Here is a 17,625-nt window from a genome sequence, read left to right on the forward strand (position 1 = left end):
GTTCGGCGATGACGGTGAAACGTCACAGGAAAAGAGCAGTGCGGGACAGCGCCGAGCAGCTGATGAAGTGGAAACGAGCACAGCTTAAATTAACTGGCAGAGTGTCTTGACTGACGGGTCCACTTTATACCCAGTGGGAACTGGTGAGCCGGTGTGACGTAAATGAGACGGGCATTGTCCGGAATTTTGCTCGGAACAATACCCTCTCTATCGACTGGCACACACGCGACGGTTGCACCTTGACTCTTGAAAAGAGAACGCGCAATTGGATAGCCTGGGTCTTCTACTGCAACCACACTCCCTGGCTCTAATAGTATCCGTCCCAGCAAATCCAACGACTGCTGTGCCCCGTTGGTGACGACGACTTGTCGCGCTGCGCACCGCACGCCACGGGCATAACCAGCATGACGGACAATCGCCTCCCTTAACTCTAAAACGCCTTCGGTTGGAGCATAGCGGCCTCGATCAACCGAGTCCTGACGTAGGCCATGCAAAATGCACCGCCGCCATTCCTCTTGCGGAAAATGAGCCGGTGAAGGGGCACCACCAATGAACTCGTATTCAGAGCGCCCGAGCGCGAACGGCTGTCTGAATGGAGTATCCCACCCCATCCATTTTTCCAGTGTGTCTCGAGAGGCCAATTGCGCCCCCTCCACTTTCCGAGCGCCCGCCCCGCCGAGCTCGCCAACGAAGGTACCCCTACCAGTGTGCGCAACCAAAATTCTGTCATAGGTGAGTCGGCTGTAGGCATCAGCAACAGGCTTACGAGATATACCCAACTGCTGCGCCAAAAGCCTCGTAGGTGGTAGCTGTTGTCCTGGCGCCAAGCGGCCCGAGCGTATGGCTTGGCTTATTTGGCTATATACCTGCTCAGATAAATCCCTGCCGCCCTCGATGATCAGGTGAAGCTCCATGATTTTCCCTCCATCGACACCGCGATGATTTCCTACCGACAATAGTTGAACTAAAATCTTACATCATTGTCGGCCAGACAGAAAATATATCGCCCCATTAGTGGCACCCTAAGTTTTACGGGGATTGGCTACCCGCAGCGCGCCTTGCCCCTCCTACAATAGAGTCACTCTGCCCCTTCATTAAAGGAAATAGACTTGTTGACTCGCCTGAACTTCTGCGGCGCATCACCGGAAACTATCAAAGCCCTGTCCGCGTTGGAAGGCGCAGCCAACAACTTGGGCTTGGAGGCGTCGCAGCTGGAATTGGTCAAAGCGCGCGCTTCGCAGCTCAACGGCTGTGCCTACTGGGTGGACCTGCATACTACAGATGCACGTAAGGCCGGCGAAGCCGATCACTGCCTGCGCGGTGTCTCCGCCAGACGCGAGACTCCGTTCTTTTCACGGCGTAAGCACGCAGCACTGGGCTGGACCGTGGCCTTAACCCGGCTGCCGCTGGCCCACGCGCCTGACGCTGACTATGAATACCAAGTTGCGAACTTCAGTTCAAAGGAAACGGCCGACTTGACTCTAGCTATTTCCACTATCAACCGCAGGAACCGCTTGGCTGTTGGCTTACGCAGGATGCCAGCTGCATAACAGATGGGTGGGGACTGCACAGCGCATTTGTGATGCCCTCGACTTTCAACGTGCCTATAAAATTTTCGGACTCCTGCATGAAACAGCGCCTCGACTACCACCAGGCATCCCCGGACGCTCTAAATGCACTTATTGCACTCGAGCTTGCGGTACTCCGTCTGGGGCTGGACCCTCGTCTTTTGCAGCTCGTAAAGCTCCGCGCCTCACAAATAAATGGGTGTGCTTACTGCGTCGACATAGAGAGCGACGAAGCAAGGCGAGTTGGCGAAGCACCGCGTCGCCTTTTCACGCTTTCTTTGTGGAGAGAAAGTACCTTGTTCAGTGCTCAAGAGCGCGCTGCGCTGGCGTGGACCGAGGCGCTGACCCAACTGAACAACAGAGCCGCAATCAATGAGGCTCGCGCTTTGATGAGCGCTGTATTCGACGAACAGCAAATCGAAAATTGGGCCTTGGCGATCGTCGCAATCAATTGCTGGAACCGGGTTGGGATAGGGTTCCGCAAGGCCATACTATAAGCGCAAACCCGGGAAACTGAAGCATATCTCCAGCATCCCGTGGTTCTTAAGCGATCGCGCCGAGAGTATACCCAAGCTTCCGTTCGGTCAGCTGCAGCTGCCGCAGCATGAGGAACTCTTCTTCGGCACGATCTCTTCGAGGTTGCCGTCATATCCAGCTGCCTGAAGTACATTTCGAAGTGTTAGTGAAGAGATCCTCATTTCATCATACACAATGCTGCAGGTATCGTTAACATCGCCGATAAGGACGTCGCTGACGCCTGGGAGCTGTTGAAGTTTCTTCTCAATCTCGGCGCCAAAGCCCGCATTGGTAGAATCCTTTAAAGTAAAAGAAGCAAGTAACATGGTGGATCCTTTTGAGCACTACTGGGTTAAGTTGACTGAAGTAATTCGTCGAAAGCATGCATACCCCGAAAGAGCTGATGCCACTGAACGAGTCCCGCTCCTAAGTCACGCGCAGTCATTGCGGGGCAAATAAAGTCACCTTGCGCGCGCGACACACCGTGTTCACGGGAAACGTACCACTTCAATAAAGTATCAACGCCATACACTGTCGTTGCACTAGGTGGCACATGGCTCCTATTGAATGCTGACGTAAGCGCTTCACGAGTGTCAGTGCAGTCGTTCAGGCTAAATTTGCACGAGAGCAATTCATTCAGCGAGTGTGCATGTAAGTCGTTTTCAAAAATCAAGGAAAATTCGCTAAGGCCAGATAGAGCGACGCTTTTTGTCATTTCCCTACGCGTAAACTCATCCCTCAAAACCGCACCAGACAAATGTGCTTGCACAGGTGCGTAAAGATCTAACGACACGCAGAACCCTTGACGGCGCCAATTGACGACCGTAGCGATGGTATCGTCCAGGAATTGAACCGCCACCTGATCAAGCAGCCCATATTGGTCTGCTTCACAGAGAAATTCCGCCGGCACGAGAAGCCCGAATATCGGGTGCCCCCAACGCACGGTGGTTTCGAGTGTAGCCACTCTCCCACTACTAACATCGACGATCGGCTGAAAAAACGCACGGAACTCCCTCCGGCGAAGTCCATCCATAATGTCGCTGGCCGAGATCTTTTTGCAGTGCAGCACGGGCCAATTCACACACTGACTTCGGACTAGAAGGTCGCTGGTGCTGGCTGAGTACATGGGCTTCTGTCTGAACGATACATGGAGCTCATCATATGCCGGGCCGCAAATTTATTCAAGCATTTAATTTACTTGTTTAAGTAAAGGATGCATAATCACCTTACACAATCACTCTGAAGGACACATCATGAGATCTCTGCCGGAGGGCGTAGCCCACTACAAAAGCAGTCCCGTTTTTACGGAAGAAACCGTGCCAGCCGCGCTCCAGCGCAGCCACACTACTGCTGAAGGAACTTGGGGCCGCATCACAATACTTGAAGGTAGTCTCCTGTACCGCATCACGGATGAACGTGTGCCAGCGGAAGAGATTCTTTTGACGCCGGAGAAGTTTGGGGTTGTGGAGCCGCGAATTGAACACGAAGTCTCGATCGTCGGACCGGTCAGGTTCCAGGTGGATTTCCATCGATGATGACGAAGTACCCATGCGGCCGAAATACTTTCAGCCGCATGGCCCAACCTTGCTGAGCTTACTGGGATCGATTAGGCAGCAACAGGAGCTCGGTGGTATTTTATCGGCGTTGCTGCGTTCTCCTGCTTGTCTGGTAACAGCATCGCCAAATTCTGCGTATCTAAAGATGCAAGGTATGCAAACGTTGCTGTCGCAAGCGCATGTTTTAGTCTACAGTTCGTCACAAGTGGACAGGTGTTACTGCTTGTGTTGAAGCACTCTGCCATGTGGAAGTCTGTTTCAGTAGCGCGCACAACCGCTCCAAGGTTTATATCGGACGGTTCCATTTTTAAGCGCAACCCACCATTTCGGCCACGCACTGTATCAATGTATCCAGCAACACCTAGCTGATGCACCACCTTCATCAAATGGTTCTTGGAGATGTTGTGTGTGTCGGCGATATCCTGAATGGTCACCAAGCAATCGCGATTCATTCCTAAGTGAAGAAGTGTTCTGAGGCTATAGTCTGTAAAAGTTGTAAGGCGCATTATTGTCCAGTCCGCATTAGGATAAACATGTACAGTGAATACATCATACATGATTTTAGTGCTGGCGTATGCTTCCCGCGTTTTTCCTAACCCTCACTAGCTCGCATGGCCGGCTGCCGATCCGTACCCGTAGTGTCCTGCATTTGAAATCGACCCGACCAGCATTCCAGCCGATTCTCGGTAAGCATCCAGCGCGCCCACCTGTACAGCCTGTTCAGCGCGGGATAGAGTTGGGAAATGGCAGCAGCGTATCGAGTTGACTGTTGGGGCACGTCGGGAGACGTTCCAGTACGCTGGACAGCCAGCGCAGCGGATCGAGTCCGTTCAGCTTGGCGGTGGCGAACAGGCTCTGAATAGCGGCGGCGCGGCGGCCGGCCCGCTCCGAACCGGTGAACAGCCAGTTCTTCTTGCCGATGGCAATGGGACGGATGGCGTTCTCGACCGGATTATTGTCGATCGGCAGACTGCCCGAGTCGGCATAGCGGATAAGCGCCGGCCAGCGCTTGAGCGCGTGGTCGATGGCCTTGGCCGTGCTGCTGCCGGTGGCAATGGTGCGTTGGGTCGCCAGCAGCCAGGCGTGCAGCTCGCCCAGCGCCGGTACGCTCAATCGCTGGCGCAACGCAAGCCGCTGCGGCGGATCGAGTCCGGCGCCTTGCTGCTCGATCACGTACAGCGCCGCGATGCGGCGCAACGCCTCTTCGGCGGCGGGGCTGCCGCTGGCGGCGTGCACGTCAAAGAACTTGCGCCGGATATGCGCCAGGCACGCCAGTTCGGTGGGCCCGTCGGTGAATAGGGATTTGTAGCCGACATAGTCGTCCACCATCAGATGGCCGCGCCAGCCATGCAGGAAGGCGCGTGCGTGCGCGCCTGCCCGGCTGGTCTGGTAGTCGAACACGACGATGGGCGGACCGTCGTCATGCACGCCGGAGCGGTAGGCCCACAGATAGGCGTGTTTGGTCTTGCCGCTGCCGGGGTCGAGTTGGCGCACCGGCGTCTCGTCGGCATGCAGGCACGCCTGTTGCCGCAGCAGTTCGGCGAGCCGGTCGGCCAGTGGCTGCAGGGCCACGCCGATGCGGCCGATCCACTCGGCCAGCGTCGAGCGGGCCAGCGGCACACCCTGGCGGGCCGCGATCTGCTCGATCCGGTACAGCGGCAAATGGTCGAGGTATTTGCAGGCCGCGATCCACGCCAGCAGGCCCACGGCGGCCATGCCACCATCGATGATGGCGGCCGGGATCGACGCGGCCGTCACCGTCTCACAGGGGCGGCAGGCATACTGGGGGCGGATGTGGCGGTGCACGAAAAAGCGCGCCGGTTCCACGTCCAGTTGCTCGCTGATGTCCTCGCCGATCTTGACCAGGTCGGCGCCGCACTGGCCGCACTGGCACGATGCTGGCTCATGGCGGTGCTCGATGCGCGGCAGCTCAGGCTGCAACGGCTGCCGGCCAGCGCGCCTGCGCTGCCGCTTGAGCGGCGCTTGGGTATCGAGTTCCTCCTCGATGGCGGCCAGGTCCATGTCGACCGTTTCCTCGAACAGCAGGCGCTGCTCGCCGACGAGCGCCTCGCTGGCCTTGCCAAAGCGGATACGCCGGTAGTAGGCCAGTTCGTGCGTCAGCGCGGTGATCTTGAACTCCTTCTCGGCCAGCAGGGCATCGCGCCGTGCCAGATCGGCCTGCTGCCGCTCGACCAGGGCACGCACCTGCGCCAGCAGCGCTGGGTCGATGTCGGTGCGGGCAAGGTCGTCGAGCGGGTTCATGCTGCGCAGTTTACAGGCGGCGGCGCATGTTTACAAGCGCCACCGCCGACGGCATCACAATCGCCACTGGGCCGGCGCCGGCGCCGACAGGCGCTGCCAGTCCGCGCCAGCCACCAGCCAACGCCACTGCTCGGCGCTCATCTGCCAGCAGGGTTCGTCCGCCTGCGGCCAGACGAACTGGCCGCGATGCAGACGGCGCAGGCACATCCAGACGCCGGTGCCGTCCCAGCACACCAGCTTGAGGCGTGTGCGACGGCGGTTGGCGAACACGTAGGCCGCGCCGTCGCACGGCGGGCGCCCCAGTGCCTGCTGCACATGCAGCGACAACCCGTCGATCCCGGTGCGCATATCCACCGCCGCCGTCGCCAGCCAGATCGCATCGGCCGACAGTTCCATCACAAGGCCCGCATCAATTCGGCCAGCCAGTTCGCTGGCACATCATTCGGCAAGCTCAACGTCCAACCGCGCTCGTTGATCAGGCTGATCGCGACCGGGACCGGTCTCGGGAGCGCTGGCGCCACCCGCACCGGCAGCAGCCCGGGCGCGGCTGGTGACCCGCGCAGTCGGCGAACCCAGTACCCCATCTGCCGTACTGGATAGCCTTCTTGCAGGGCAAAGGCGCGCTGCGACAGACCGCTTGCTCGCCAGCGCTCAACACGCCCTTGCCAGATCGTTTTGCGTTCGGTATTCACCATCCTCTTCTCCAAGAAAAAACGCGGAGTATGGAATGGGGCCTCAAGGATTCATAGGTGGGTGCGCTGACCGCTTACGATTCTCGGCCAGAAATAATTGCAACTGAAGGCCCCCTCAAACCAGCATTAGTTGCAAACGAACCTGCATTTATCCGCGCCGACCTGCATTCCATCGCCGCGAATCAGGATTATCTGCAACTGCCCCGGATGTTCAGCACCGCCTTGGTATCGGCCTCGATTTCGGCCAGTACGCCCAGCCAGTGGCCGATGACCCGCTTGACGCTGGTAGCCGACCAGATCGGCCCTCTGCACGCAATACGCTGTCGTCATCTGGGTTGCCTCGATGTCGGTGAATGCCCCCGGTACGCGCCTGGCCTTCGCCAGCAGTTCGACTTGGGCGGCCGTGTCGTTCTGGATGCCCCGCAGTGCTCAATGATGAGCGGTAGTCCGGTTGGGTTCGGCCAGGCAAGGATTTCGACTTCGTCGGTCGTGCCAGTGCCGGTGCCGGTGGCGATCATCAAGACATCGTGGACGCCCGCTCCGATCAAGTCCGCCTTTGGGAGGTTCATATGCGCCCACGGAAACATCTCCTGCTTCTATGTGATCAACATACGCAGGTCCTGCTTGAATCCCAGTTCCAAATCGGGTGGTGCGTCCCGGATGTCGGCCTCGACCATTTTCCAAATCCGCTCAATGTGGTCCTCCTGCTCGATGTTCGGAAAAAGGCTGATGTTCCTGGCAAGGCAGCAGCTGGTTCGCGTCAACTATCTTGGCCGGCGGCCAAGATAATGGTCGCTCACCAAGCAGCTCATGGTCGCTTTCTTCCGAGCCTCCAATTCTCCAACGAAGACGTTTGGCAACATGAAAGACGAGAAGCAGGACGCCACTGTAAATTATTTGAATTTCATGGGCAAGATTAGATGGGCAGGCCAGCGGCGCGAATCCTGTCGCGCAGCTCCGCAGTGCGCACCGGTTCGAGTTTGTTGTTGAACAGCGCGCGGATTTCTGCAGGCTTAGCTTCGAACTGCTTAACCATATCCTTCAACCTAAATCCGTGACGGGTCAGAGTCGGCTCCATATCGTCAAGCTGGCGCGACCGCACGGTTTCCACCAGCGCGGCCGTGACGGACGTCTCGCCGGCCTGGTAGCCCGCTTCCAGCGCCAGGGTCAGGGGCCGTTGGACTTGAAGCGGTGCGCGCAGCTTGGTGGACAGGATGTCGATGGCCGCACCGTCCAGGATCGACTCGGGATCAGTGTTCTGGGCAGAGCTGGCACCGAGCAGCCACAGGACTATTCGCGCTGGCTGCCGGCGACGCCCATCGAGCGTGAAGATGTCGGTCCTGTAGCCGATTTCCTCCATTGTTGCACCGCGCAGATCGTTGCGCAGCTTCGGATGGCCGGCCAGAGTGACGGACAGTCGGCCGCCCGCGTCCTCGACCACTTCCATCAGGCGTTTGCGACCGATGAGGGTGTAGCCGTTCAGGTCGTGCGTCTCGTCGACGAGCAGCGCCACCGGCCGCTTCCTCTTTTTGACGATTTCCTGCAATTCACGTTCGCGCTTCTCACTCTGCTTGGGGATTTGCACCTGCTTGTCCTGCGTCAGGTCGTAGTACAGCGTGGAGATCAAAGTAGCCAGCTTGATGCCGTGCTTTTCCACGGACAGCGATTTGGCGACGGCTACGCGGTTCTCGTCTTTCAAAATCTGTTGAAGGCGGCGAAGCGTTACCGTCTTGCCGCTACCGACGACACCGCACAAGGCGATCAGCCGTCCCTCAAGGACCGCGCCCTTGATGTCATTGATCAGCAGCTTGTAGTGGTCGATTTCGTAGTAGCCGGCCTGGCTGAGCGGCTGTGTCAACCCGTAGGTCGATGACGGCGCGGTCCTCCTGCGACAGCTTGGCCAGCGGCCTGGCCAGCTCGGCCGCAATCGCGAGCTTGGCGGCGATGACGTTCGAAAAATGGAATTCGTGCGACTCGGCGTCGAACGGCTGGATTGGTAATTCGCCTGGTAGATTCAGTGGGGCCAAGTGCAGCTCCTTGCCCGCCAGCGCCTTGAGGGGCAGCTTGAGCAGGTCGGCCAAAGTGCGGATACGGTCGGCACGCGCATCGGCCGCACCGCGCTTGAAGGTGCGGTACCGGTTCAACGGGATCGGCCTGGCGACTGGGTAATATGGGCCGGTGCACACGCCTTCGTACTCGACATACATTTCGTTGTCGAACAGCCCCCACAGCAGCACGTATTCACCGGCCACGTCCGGCTCGACTTCGTAGCTGGCGCCCTCGACCGACACACGCGCGTCCACGCCCACCCGACGCCGTTCCGGCTCGCGGGCGAAGCGGCAATACTGCTCCCTGGCGCACATCTAGCGGATGCCGCCGCTGGCTAAGTTAACAAACCAGTCCTCGATGCGCGAATGGGGCTCAGAGCGGTGATCCTGGCGAGCGTAGCGCATCAGGTAGCGCACCAGCCATTCATTGGCCTGTTGCTCTGTTTCTGGTTTGTGGAAGTGGTACAGCGTATCGTGGGCTTCCTTCACCGTCCGGAATGGCCGCTCGACTTTTCCCTTGGAGCGCGCAGTGACCCGCTCGCCGTCCTTACCGGCAGGGATGTGCGTCATCCACTCGATGCCCAGCGCCTGCATCACGTTCTGGAAAACCCTCTTTTTCTGGATACTTTAAGTTGCGCATGTTGCAAGCCAAACGGTTTTTCGACCACCAGTGAGATTTGAATAGATTTAAGCACCAGTTTTGTGCCAAAGTACTTGGCAGACTATCTATACTGGCTAGCGCAGATGAAATGCAGGGTCGGCGCAGATAAACTCTGGTTCATGTGGAGTGAATGCCGGTCTGAGGACCTTCAGTTGCAGTTATTTCTGGACGAGAAGCGCTTTGAGTACTGGTCGGCCCCGTTTCAAATGCAGGTCACTATAGCTATAGTACTAGAAGTCAAGTTCCACAGAAAATAACGTAGAGCCAAAAATTTGAGCTGTTTCACAGCAAGAGGAAGATCTGTCATGGATAGCCTGATGAAAATGCTGCGCGATGAACGCTTCATGCCTCACGGGCACTGTTTTTTGTGGTTCCCCGAGTTGTTATGGACCAGTGTCGTGGCTGACACCGTGATTGCGCTCGCCTACATGACCATCCCTGTGACGCTCATCTATTTTATTCGGAAACGCCGGGATATTCCGTTTGACTGGATGTTCGGAGCATTCGGTGTGTTCATCCTAGCTTGCGGCACTACCCATTTGCTGGACATCTGGACAATTTGGCATCCGGACTATTGGCTACTCGCTTTGGTCAAAGTGATCACTGCGATCGCTTCGTTGATCACGGCCATCTTGCTCATCAAACTGGTGCCGGTTGCGCTGCAACTGCCCAGTCCGAGTCAATTAAGAAAAGTAAACGATGATTTACGTAACGCACAAACGGAGTTGGTCGCCACTGCGCGCAAAGCGGGTATGGCTGAGATCGCCACTAATGTGCTGCATAACGTGGGGAATGTGCTGAACAGCGTAAACGTCTCAGCCAACCTAGTGATCCAGCAAGTAAGCACATCAAAGGTGCGAGCCCTGGGCAAGGTGGTACACCTTCTGCAGGAGCACGAAGCCGATCTCGGGCATTTTTTTAGCCATGACGAGAAAGGAAAACAATTACCCGATTATCTGAGCAAGCTCGAACAGGCGATTGCTGTGGAGCAGCTTCGTATACTTGACGAGCTGGGGGAATTAACCAAAAGCATAGAACACATCAAAGAAGTCGTGGCTACCCAACAGTCCTATGCCGGCCCGACCGGTATCATCGAATCAGTTCAGATTGTCGAGTTGGTGGAGGATGCCTTACGTATGAGCGACGATTCGCTATCGCGCCACGACATTACACTGGTCAAGGAGTTTGTTGCGGTGCCCAAGGTCTTACTCGACAGGAACAAGGTACTGCAAATCCTGCTGAATCTGATCAACAATGCCAAACATGCTATGTCCGGCGCGTCCGACCAACAGCACCGAATCACAGTGCGTCTCAGCAATGCAGAAAACGCCGGAGTGGTGTTGCAGGTGGTGGACAATGGCGAGGGGATCGCGCCCGAAAACCTGACCCGGATCTTTGCCCACGGTTTCACCACGCGCAAGAATGGGCATGGCTTTGGCTTACATAGCTGTGTTCTAGCAGCGCAGTCGATGGGAGCAACGCTGCTGGCACACAGCGAGGGTGCGGGTAAAGGCGCAACCTTCACGCTGAAACTGCCGATTCAGGCTGACGTAGCTGCTGGATCCGTATGAGCTCAACGTCCAACCGAAGAATCCTGTTAGTTGACGATCTGCCCGCGATCCATGCCGATTTTCGCAAGATACTGGCTACGCCTGACGAAACCGATGACCTCGACGCCCTGCACGCGGGCCTATTCGGCGAGGTGCAATCGGCGCCGACGGAAGGCTTTGAGATCGACTCGGCCTACCAGGGCGACGAGGCAGCGATTATGGTGGAACAAGCATATGGCAGCGGTCGTCCCTACGCATTGGCTTTTGTTGACATGCGCATGCCACCGGGGCCGGATGGACTGGAAACGATTGAACTTCTGTGGCAACGCGATGGCGCAGTGCAGATCGTTATCTGCACTGCTTATACCGACCACTCATGGCGTGAGGTGCTGGAGCGCCTTGACTGCGGCGACCGGTTGCTGATTCTCAAGAAACCGTTCGATAGCATCGAAGTCTATCAACTGGCCAACGCGCTGTGTGCGAAATGGAACGTCGCGCGCAAGCTGACGCTACACTTGGAGCTTCTGGAGGCCACGGTGCAGGAGCGTACTGCCGATTTGCAAACGGAAGTGCAGGTACGGCGAAAGGCGGAAACCGCACTCCGGCTGCGCAACCAGGCGATGGAATCGGCTGTCAACGCCATCGTGATCACCACCTTCGGACATCAGGATGCACTGATCGAATACGTCAACCCAGCCTTCGAGCGGATCACCGGCTATGCAGCGGGCGAAGCAATTGGACGCGACATGCGATTCCTGCAGCGTGATGACCGTGACCAAGTTGGTTTGCAAGACCTGCGCGAGGCCCTACTGGCGCAGCGCGACGGCCATGCCGTGCTGCGCAATTATCGCAAGGATGGCAGCCAGTTCTGGAACGAATTGTATATCGCCCCGGTCAGCAATGATGACGGCAAAGTTGGTCATTATGTCGGCGTCATGAACGACATCACGGTGGCGCGCGAAAATCAACGCCAACTGGAACACCAAGCCAACTACGACATACTAACTGACCTACCCAACCGCGCGCTATTGCAGGATCGAATGGCGCAAGCGATTTCGCATGCGCAGCGCGTGCGCGAACACTTTGCCGTGTTATGGATAGACCTAGACCGCTTTAAATACGTCAATGATACCTATGGCCACGCAGTCGGTGATGCCTTGCTGAAGGACGTGTCGAACCGGATCAAGGCCGCACTACGTGGCAGCGACACCGTGGCTCGGGTCGGAGGCGACGAGTTTGTGGCGATGGCGGTGGGGCTGACCAGTCCGCTCGACGCCGATGCTATTGGACACCAGTTGCTGGCCGCGATCTCCCTTCCTTTCGTGTCTGGCGATCAGGAACTACAGGTGGGTGCCAGCATTGGTGTAAGCATCTATCCGGAAGACGGCGAAAGCGCTGAGATCCTGCTCAAGCACGCAGACACCGCGATGTACAACGTCAAGGAACGAGGACGTAACGACGTTCAGTTCCACACACTCGCCATGAGTGAGAGCGTGCGTCAACGCGCGACGTTGGAAAACGACTTACGTTTGGCCCTTGGTCGCAGCGAATTCCGGCTCGATTACCAGCCAAAGATCCAGGTCAATACTGGCCGTATGCGCGGCGTCGAGGCGCTGTTGCGCTGGGACCATCCCGAACATGGCCTCGTTTCGCCGGCGCGTTTCGTGCCACTTGCCGAGGACACCGGCCAGATTGTTGCAATCGGGGAATGGGTACTGCGTACTGCATGCGCTCAGACTCAGGCTTGGCACGCGGCTGGGTATCCCGATCTGACAGTCTCAGTCAATGTTTCAGCTTGTCAGTTCCGACAACCGGAGTTGGTCGACACAATAGCAGACATCCTGGCGCAGACTGGCCTCGAGGCGCGCTACCTCGATTTGGAGTTGACCGAAGGCGTCATAATGCAGGATAGGGACGACGTGATCGAAACCCTCCGATCCCTCAAGAAGATTGGCGTGACGTTGTCGCTGGACGACTTTGGCACCGGTTATTCGAGCCTAAGTTACCTAAAGCGTTTCCCCATCGATTTCGTCAAGATTGACCAGTCCTTTATACACGACATCACCACTAATCCTAGCGATGCATCGCTGACCAAGGCAATCATCACGATGGCCCATTCGCTGGGTTTGAAGGCCATCGCCGAAGGCGTGGAAACTGACGGCCAACTTGGCTTCTTGGCCAAGCATCGGTGTGATGAAGTGCAGGGTTATCTGTTTAGCCGTCCGGTATCATCGACCATCATCGATGCAGTACTATGTGGCTCGTTCGTATTGCCGTCGTCAGACTTGCCTGACCATTGCCATTTGCATACCGTGCTACTAGTCGATGACGAGCCGAATGTCATAGCGGGCCTACTGCGCGTTTTGCGCCACTGCGGCTATCGCATATTGACAGCGCACAATGGTGCCGAGGGACTCGATTTGCTGGCTCGCAACGAAGTTGACGTAATCGTATCGGATCAAAACATGCCGGGTATGAGCGGGGTCGAGTTCCTGCGACTGGCCAAGGATATCTATCCGGAGTCAGTTCGCATGCTCCTGTCCGGTAACGTCGACCTCCCGATAGCGATTGCTGCAGTCAACGAGGGCGCCATTACGCGCTTGCTTCGAAAATCATATGACGAGGGAAATTTGGGTGAATTCATCGAACAAGCTATTCTCCGCAAGGAAAGGGGAGACGATAGTGAGCGACCGGCCGCTCCGTCTCGCAAAGATGTACAGGGTTCGGTAGAGTGCGGAAAAAGCAGCGAGGAGTCGAGTTGACTGTTCAGGCAGGTGGGCAGTATTCCCTGCGTTTCGGTGAGCCAGCGCGGCGGATCGAGGCCATTGGGCGAGGCTCCGATAAGGTTCTAAACGCAGAGTTGCTTGCACGGTTCGGTCCGGCACCGCAAGAGCTTTAGACGCCTAATCGGCCTGTCTTCTTCTCGTGCGGTCAAATGCAAATAATTCTGGTTCGCGGCGATGGAATGCAGATCGGCACGGATAAAAGCGGGTTCATTCGCAGCTAATGCTGGTTTGAGGGGGCCTTCAGTCGCAGTTATTCCTGGCCGAGAATCGGCTGGAATGCTGGTCAGCCCCGTTTCAAATACAGGTCGTTACAAGTACCAGGTGGACGGGCGGCCCCCTTTCTGCACTCCCTGCTCGTGCGACTTGCACAGGGGGTACATGTAAGCCCGTGAAGCCCGTGTTTTACCAAGAAAAGCAGTCTGATCTGACCCCGCGCCGCGATGGGAATTGCGTTTGAGAAAAATCATACTTGCTTTTCACCATAAACAAGTATACTATCTACTTCATTAAGAGTGTCTATGAAGGCGGCCAACAGGCCATTTTTAATGCCTTTAAAGATGCATTTAAAATGATTGTTAGATCCAGGAACCACTCATCACAGGAGTATCAATGAAGCTGCACCTTTCCACCCTTCGCAGATTTTCCGCGCTAGCGGCCGTGTTCGCGGCCAGCGCAATAATCTCCTCTCAGGCCTTGGCCGCAGTACGCAAGTACGACATGAACATCGAAGATACAAAGATCACTTTGGTGGAAAAGCAGCAGTACCACACCTTCGCGTTCTCCGGCCAAGTTCCCGGCCCATTGTTCTACGTTGATGAAGGTGACCAAATTGAGGTCAACGTCAACAACGTGACCGCCCTTCCCCACTCCATCCACTGGCACGGCATGCTGCAAAAAGGTACCTGGAAGAGGGACGGCATTGCCGGCACTACCCAAGAAGCCATCAAGCCGGGCGAATCGTTCCTCTACAAATTCACCGCTGAGCCATCGGGCACGATGTGGTACCACTGCCACGTGAATGTCAATGAGCACGTCGTACTGCGCGGTATGTGGGGTCCCTTCATCGTTCGCCCAAAAAAACCAACTGCGCTTGAAAAGACCGTCACCAAAGAATTCATCATGATGCTGTCCGACTGGGACTCGAAGTGGGCTGACAAACCAGGCTTCGGTGGGCTGCCAGGTGACAAATTCGACTTCTTCACCATTAACGGTAAATCATTCCCTGACAACCAACCGCTGCGCGTCAACAAAGGCGATGTCGTCCGTATGCGCCTGATCGGCGCCGGCGATTTGGTACACAGCATTCACCTGCATGGTCACGTGATGACCGTCGCCTTCAAAGACGGTTTCCCACTGCCAGCTCCATACAAAGCAGACACCATCGCAGTCGCACCTGGTGAACGCTACGACGTCATTTTCACCGCCGACAACCCAGGTCGCTGGATGATTCACGATCACGTCGATTCGCACGTAATGAACGGCGACCGTCCGATGGGCGGGATTATGAGCGTCCTCGAATACAACGAAATCAAACCTGACGACTTCTACGACTGGAAAAACAAGAAATTCGAACCGAATTTCTACTACGAAGAATCGCTTAAAAAAGGCCCAGGTATTTACACCAATGACGGCTTCAAGGGTCAGGCCGTCCAATAACGTAGGAGTTGAAAATGCGATTGAAGATTCTGATCGGCGCACTGATGGGGCTTGCAACCATCAGCATGGCCGTAGGCATAGAGGCGCAGGCTGCCGATCTGCTGAGCCAGCAGTGCGTTGCCTGCCATGCGGTTACGAAACCTGAAAAGGTTTCGCTTGAACGCCTATGGGACCGGAAAGGACCGGATTTGTACTACGCCGGCTCTAAGTTCAACAAGCCTTGGCTGGTCAGCTGGTTGCAAAACCCGACCACCATTCGTGGTGGTGGCGTGATGTACGCGAAGACTGTAAAGGCTGGCGCTGATCGTTCGGTCGATACCATCGACCCGGCTCAAGTTCCAGCACACCCAAAGCTCTCTGCAGCCGATGCTGCGACTGCCGCAGATTTGTTAATGGTACTTAAAGGTGATGGTTTGGTGACTGCAGGCGCCTTCAAGAATGAGCCGCCGAGTTCGATGGCGTCGATGCTGTTCTCCAAACTGCGCGGCTGCACCTCCTGCCACACCGCAAAAGCCAGTGGTGCACCAACGTCAGGGCCTGAGCTGTACACCGGCGGCGACCGACTGCAACCGGACTTCGTTCATGCGTACATTAACAACCCTCAGAAGTTCGATGCGCATACGTGGATGCCAACGCTGGGCTTGACCGACGCCGACATTCAAAAGCTGACCGGCTACATCGGCACCTTGAAATCGGAGAAAAAATAATGCGCCTGCTGACCAAAAACCACTTCTACGCACTGATAGCAGCGGGCATCGCACTCTGCTCATTTGATGCGGCGAGGGCAGAAGAATCTGCGCACGCTGTAAAGCTTTACAACACCTACTGCGTCCAGTGCCACGGCATCAATCGTGATGGCAACGGCATTAACAGTGCATCGATGGCTGTGAAACCACGCGACCACACGGATACCAAAGCGATGGGCGACACGCCTGACGAAACGCTATTCAAGGCAATCAAGGGCGGCGGTCTGGCGGTAGGTAAATCGATTTTAATGCCTAAATGGGAAGGAGTACTGAACGACGATGAAGTAAAAGAGCTAGTCACCTACTTGCGAGTCGTAAGCAAAACGACCCCGAAGTAAAAACTGAACAATCTAACATTAGGGAAAAACATGAAAAAAGTAAGCATGGGCATTGCAGTCGCACTGGCGCTGCTGAGCTCGGCAGCCGTACAGGCTAAGACCGTCAAGATCAACATGACCGCCAAAGAAGTCGAAACCCAAATCGACAACAAGGGCACCATGTACCGCTCCTGGACATACGAAGGTATGGTTCCAGGTCCTGTGGTGCACGTTGAAGAAGGCGATGTTGTTGAGTTCACCCTGACAAACGACAAGTCCAGCAAAAACTCTCACTCGATGGACTTCCACGCGGCGCGCGTCGACGTCGTCAAGGACTTCGAGCAGGTCAAGCCAGGCGAAAAGGGCAGCTACACCTTCCGTGCCGATTACCCAGGAATCTTCTACTACCACTGCGGTGCTGATCCGATGATCCAGCACATCGCACGCGGTATGTACGGTGCCATCATCGTCGATCCAAAGGACAAGTCCGCAATGCCTAAGGCTGACCGTGAATACGTTCTGATTCAGTCCGAACTGTACGCCAACCCGGACGATCCTGCGGCAATGATGGCTAACAAGTGGACCAACGTGATGTTCAACGGCGGTGTCTTCAAGTACGACCCAGTTCACGATCCAGCAGCTACCCGCATGCTGCAGGCCAAACCTGGTGAGCGCGTTCGTGTGTACTTCATTAACGCTGGCGTGAACGAATTCGCTTCCTTCCACGCTATTGCTGGTATCTGGGACCGCGTGTACCCAAGCGGCAATCCAAAGAACGTACTACACGGTCTGCAATCCTACGTCGTAGGTCCTGGCGATGCATCTTCGTTCGACATCATCTCGCCAGTCGAAGGCGCGAATGCACTGGTAACCCACTCGATGCGTCAAGCACTCAGCGGCGCTATCGCAATTCTGCAGTTCACCAAAGACGCTGATCCGAAAATGGGTCGCGGCGAGAATATCCTGGTGCGCTAATTAGGCACATGGCGGGCTTCGGCCCGCCATTCAATCAACAAAAGATGAGTGTGAAATCATGGGTACTACACGAAGAAAGTTCTTGGCCGGTATAGGCCTAACGGTCGCCGCTGCGTCTCTTGTTGGATACGGGCTTGGTCGCGGCGCGGCCGCACCAGCAAAGCCGACAGCGTCAGGCACATCGGTCCCAAAGATGGACACTTCGCAGGCCCAGTACACGTGTTCAATGCATCCCCAAGTGCTTCAGGACCATCCAGGTAACTGCCCAATCTGCAACATGGCGCTAGTGCGG

The 17,625-nt window shown here is 56.4% G+C and carries 20 protein-coding genes and 1 pseudogene; 11 read left to right on the forward strand and 10 right to left on the reverse strand.

Going from position 1 to position 17,625, the window contains the following annotated elements; translation table 11 throughout:
- Positions 1 to 89 precede the first annotated feature (89 nt).
- The gene (locus tag KVP70_RS35445) at positions 90 to 914 is read right to left on the reverse strand and encodes an aminotransferase-like domain-containing protein (RefSeq protein ID WP_217946330.1); all 825 of its coding nucleotides are present in this window, start codon (positions 912 to 914) and stop codon (positions 90 to 92) included.
- 195 nt (positions 915 to 1,109) lie between these two features.
- Here KVP70_RS35445 and KVP70_RS31530 point away from each other — a divergent pair, with 195 nt between their 5' ends.
- Entirely contained in the window at positions 1,110 to 1,550 is a 441-nt protein-coding gene (locus KVP70_RS31530) for a carboxymuconolactone decarboxylase family protein (RefSeq protein WP_217946331.1), read from the forward strand.
- Positions 1,551 to 1,627: 77 nt separating this feature from the next.
- Entirely contained in the window at positions 1,628 to 2,065 is a 438-nt protein-coding gene (locus tag KVP70_RS31535; protein WP_217946332.1) for a carboxymuconolactone decarboxylase family protein, read from the forward strand.
- Between the two features lie 87 nt (positions 2,066 to 2,152).
- Here KVP70_RS31535 and KVP70_RS31540 read toward each other — a convergent pair whose 3' ends face one another.
- Together KVP70_RS31540 and KVP70_RS31545 are read right to left on the reverse strand one after the other, a co-directional pair.
- The gene (locus KVP70_RS31540) at positions 2,153 to 2,410 is read right to left on the reverse strand and encodes a heavy metal-associated domain-containing protein (protein WP_217946334.1); all 258 of its coding nucleotides are present in this window, start codon (positions 2,408 to 2,410) and stop codon (positions 2,153 to 2,155) included.
- Positions 2,411 to 2,436: 26 nt separating this feature from the next.
- Positions 2,437 to 3,153, reverse strand: coding sequence for an EAL domain-containing protein (locus KVP70_RS31545; protein WP_217946336.1), 717 nt, complete (start codon positions 3,151 to 3,153; stop codon positions 2,437 to 2,439).
- A gap of 184 nt (positions 3,154 to 3,337) precedes the next feature.
- Between KVP70_RS31545 and KVP70_RS31550 the strand changes: the two genes are divergently transcribed.
- Complete coding sequence (locus KVP70_RS31550; protein ID WP_217946337.1) at positions 3,338 to 3,619, forward strand: TehB family protein; 282 nt, start codon at positions 3,338 to 3,340, stop codon at positions 3,617 to 3,619.
- 71 nt (positions 3,620 to 3,690) lie between these two features.
- On the opposite strand, the gene KVP70_RS31555 is transcribed toward KVP70_RS31550, so the two are convergent.
- From KVP70_RS31555 to tnpA, 4 genes are all read right to left on the reverse strand, one after another.
- The gene (locus KVP70_RS31555) at positions 3,691 to 4,146 is read right to left on the reverse strand and encodes an RrF2 family transcriptional regulator (protein ID WP_217946364.1); all 456 of its coding nucleotides are present in this window, start codon (positions 4,144 to 4,146) and stop codon (positions 3,691 to 3,693) included.
- 214 nt (positions 4,147 to 4,360) lie between these two features.
- Complete coding sequence (gene tnpC / locus KVP70_RS31560) at positions 4,361 to 5,902, reverse strand: IS66 family transposase (protein ID WP_217946338.1); 1,542 nt, start codon at positions 5,900 to 5,902, stop codon at positions 4,361 to 4,363.
- 54 nt (positions 5,903 to 5,956) lie between these two features.
- The gene (gene tnpB, locus KVP70_RS31565; protein ID WP_229225229.1) at positions 5,957 to 6,298 is read right to left on the reverse strand and encodes an IS66 family insertion sequence element accessory protein TnpB; all 342 of its coding nucleotides are present in this window, start codon (positions 6,296 to 6,298) and stop codon (positions 5,957 to 5,959) included.
- Positions 6,298 to 6,597: an IS66 family insertion sequence element accessory protein TnpA gene (gene tnpA / locus KVP70_RS31570; protein WP_217946340.1), complete on the reverse strand. Its 300-nt coding sequence runs from the start codon at positions 6,595 to 6,597 to the stop codon at positions 6,298 to 6,300. Before tnpA ends, tnpB begins: the two co-directional genes overlap by 1 nt.
- Positions 6,598 to 6,651: 54 nt before the next feature.
- Between tnpA and KVP70_RS31575 the strand changes: the two genes are divergently transcribed.
- Positions 6,652 to 7,383 carry a hypothetical protein gene (locus KVP70_RS31575; RefSeq protein ID WP_217946342.1) on the forward strand — a complete coding sequence of 244 codons (732 nt, stop codon included), beginning with the start codon at positions 6,652 to 6,654 and terminating at the stop codon, positions 7,381 to 7,383.
- 127 nt (positions 7,384 to 7,510) lie between these two features.
- On the opposite strand, the gene KVP70_RS31580 is transcribed toward KVP70_RS31575, so the two are convergent.
- From KVP70_RS31580 to KVP70_RS31585, 3 genes are all read right to left on the reverse strand, one after another.
- The gene (locus tag KVP70_RS31580) at positions 7,511 to 8,452 is read right to left on the reverse strand and encodes an AAA family ATPase (protein ID WP_229225223.1); all 942 of its coding nucleotides are present in this window, start codon (positions 8,450 to 8,452) and stop codon (positions 7,511 to 7,513) included.
- Positions 8,388 to 8,885 (reverse strand): hypothetical protein, encoded by a 498-nt coding sequence (locus tag KVP70_RS34535; RefSeq protein WP_229225224.1) that lies wholly within the window; start codon positions 8,883 to 8,885, stop codon positions 8,388 to 8,390. The genes KVP70_RS31580 and KVP70_RS34535 overlap by 65 nt, the downstream gene beginning before the upstream one ends.
- A 72-nt stretch (positions 8,886 to 8,957) precedes the next feature.
- Entirely contained in the window at positions 8,958 to 9,236 is a 279-nt protein-coding gene (locus KVP70_RS31585; RefSeq protein ID WP_217946344.1) for a hypothetical protein, read from the reverse strand.
- Positions 9,237 to 9,608: 372 nt separating this feature from the next.
- Here KVP70_RS31585 and KVP70_RS31590 point away from each other — a divergent pair, with 372 nt between their 5' ends.
- From KVP70_RS31590 to KVP70_RS35450, 7 genes and pseudogenes are all read left to right on the forward strand, one after another.
- Positions 9,609 to 10,874 (forward strand): sensor histidine kinase, encoded by a 1,266-nt coding sequence (locus KVP70_RS31590; protein WP_217946345.1) that lies wholly within the window; start codon positions 9,609 to 9,611, stop codon positions 10,872 to 10,874.
- Entirely contained in the window at positions 10,871 to 13,615 is a 2,745-nt protein-coding gene (locus tag KVP70_RS31595; protein ID WP_217946346.1) for an EAL domain-containing protein, read from the forward strand. The genes KVP70_RS31590 and KVP70_RS31595 overlap by 4 nt, the downstream gene beginning before the upstream one ends.
- A 633-nt stretch (positions 13,616 to 14,248) precedes the next feature.
- Positions 14,249 to 15,295: a multicopper oxidase domain-containing protein gene (locus tag KVP70_RS31600; protein ID WP_217946347.1), complete on the forward strand. Its 1,047-nt coding sequence runs from the start codon at positions 14,249 to 14,251 to the stop codon at positions 15,293 to 15,295.
- Positions 15,296 to 15,309: 14 nt separating this feature from the next.
- Positions 15,310 to 16,002, forward strand: coding sequence for a c-type cytochrome (locus KVP70_RS31605; protein ID WP_217946348.1), 693 nt, complete (start codon positions 15,310 to 15,312; stop codon positions 16,000 to 16,002).
- Positions 16,002 to 16,379 (forward strand): c-type cytochrome, encoded by a 378-nt coding sequence (locus KVP70_RS31610; RefSeq protein ID WP_229225225.1) that lies wholly within the window; start codon positions 16,002 to 16,004, stop codon positions 16,377 to 16,379. Before KVP70_RS31605 ends, KVP70_RS31610 begins: the two co-directional genes overlap by 1 nt.
- 30 nt (positions 16,380 to 16,409) lie before the next feature.
- Positions 16,410 to 17,333, forward strand: a complete 924-nt coding sequence (locus KVP70_RS31615) for a multicopper oxidase domain-containing protein (protein WP_217946349.1) — start codon at positions 16,410 to 16,412, stop codon at positions 17,331 to 17,333.
- Positions 17,334 to 17,526: 193 nt separating this feature from the next.
- Positions 17,527 to 17,613 (forward strand): annotated as a pseudogene (locus KVP70_RS35450) (heavy metal-binding domain-containing protein); the annotation flags it as partial.
- Between the last annotated feature and the right edge of the window lie 12 nt (positions 17,614 to 17,625).

It is taken from the genome of Duganella violaceipulchra, assembly GCF_019166075.1.
Classification (GTDB): Bacteria; Pseudomonadota; Gammaproteobacteria; order Burkholderiales; family Burkholderiaceae_D; genus Rugamonas; species Rugamonas violaceipulchra.

Coding starts and splice junctions, on each gene's coding strand:
- KVP70_RS35445 (WP_217946330.1), bottom strand. CDS start 914: ATGGAGCTTCACCTGATCATCGAGGGCGGCAGGGATTTATCTGAGCAG.
- KVP70_RS31535 (WP_217946332.1), top strand. CDS start 1,628: ATGAAACAGCGCCTCGACTACCACCAGGCATCCCCGGACGCTCTAAAT.
- KVP70_RS31540 (WP_217946334.1), bottom strand. CDS start 2,410: ATGTTACTTGCTTCTTTTACTTTAAAGGATTCTACCAATGCGGGCTTT.
- KVP70_RS31550 (WP_217946337.1), top strand. CDS start 3,338: ATGAGATCTCTGCCGGAGGGCGTAGCCCACTACAAAAGCAGTCCCGTT.
- KVP70_RS31555 (WP_217946364.1), bottom strand. CDS start 4,146: ATGCGCCTTACAACTTTTACAGACTATAGCCTCAGAACACTTCTTCAC.
- tnpC (WP_217946338.1), bottom strand. CDS start 5,902: ATGAACCCGCTCGACGACCTTGCCCGCACCGACATCGACCCAGCGCTG.
- tnpB (WP_229225229.1), bottom strand. CDS start 6,298: ATGGAACTGTCGGCCGATGCGATCTGGCTGGCGACGGCGGCGGTGGAT.
- tnpA (WP_217946340.1), bottom strand. CDS start 6,597: ATGGTGAATACCGAACGCAAAACGATCTGGCAAGGGCGTGTTGAGCGC.
- KVP70_RS31585 (WP_217946344.1), bottom strand. CDS start 9,236: ATGCAGGCGCTGGGCATCGAGTGGATGACGCACATCCCTGCCGGTAAG.
- KVP70_RS31590 (WP_217946345.1), top strand. CDS start 9,609: ATGGATAGCCTGATGAAAATGCTGCGCGATGAACGCTTCATGCCTCAC.
- KVP70_RS31595 (WP_217946346.1), top strand. CDS start 10,871: ATGAGCTCAACGTCCAACCGAAGAATCCTGTTAGTTGACGATCTGCCC.
- KVP70_RS31600 (WP_217946347.1), top strand. CDS start 14,249: ATGAAGCTGCACCTTTCCACCCTTCGCAGATTTTCCGCGCTAGCGGCC.
- KVP70_RS31605 (WP_217946348.1), top strand. CDS start 15,310: ATGCGATTGAAGATTCTGATCGGCGCACTGATGGGGCTTGCAACCATC.
- KVP70_RS31610 (WP_229225225.1), top strand. CDS start 16,002: ATGCGCCTGCTGACCAAAAACCACTTCTACGCACTGATAGCAGCGGGC.
- KVP70_RS31615 (WP_217946349.1), top strand. CDS start 16,410: ATGAAAAAAGTAAGCATGGGCATTGCAGTCGCACTGGCGCTGCTGAGC.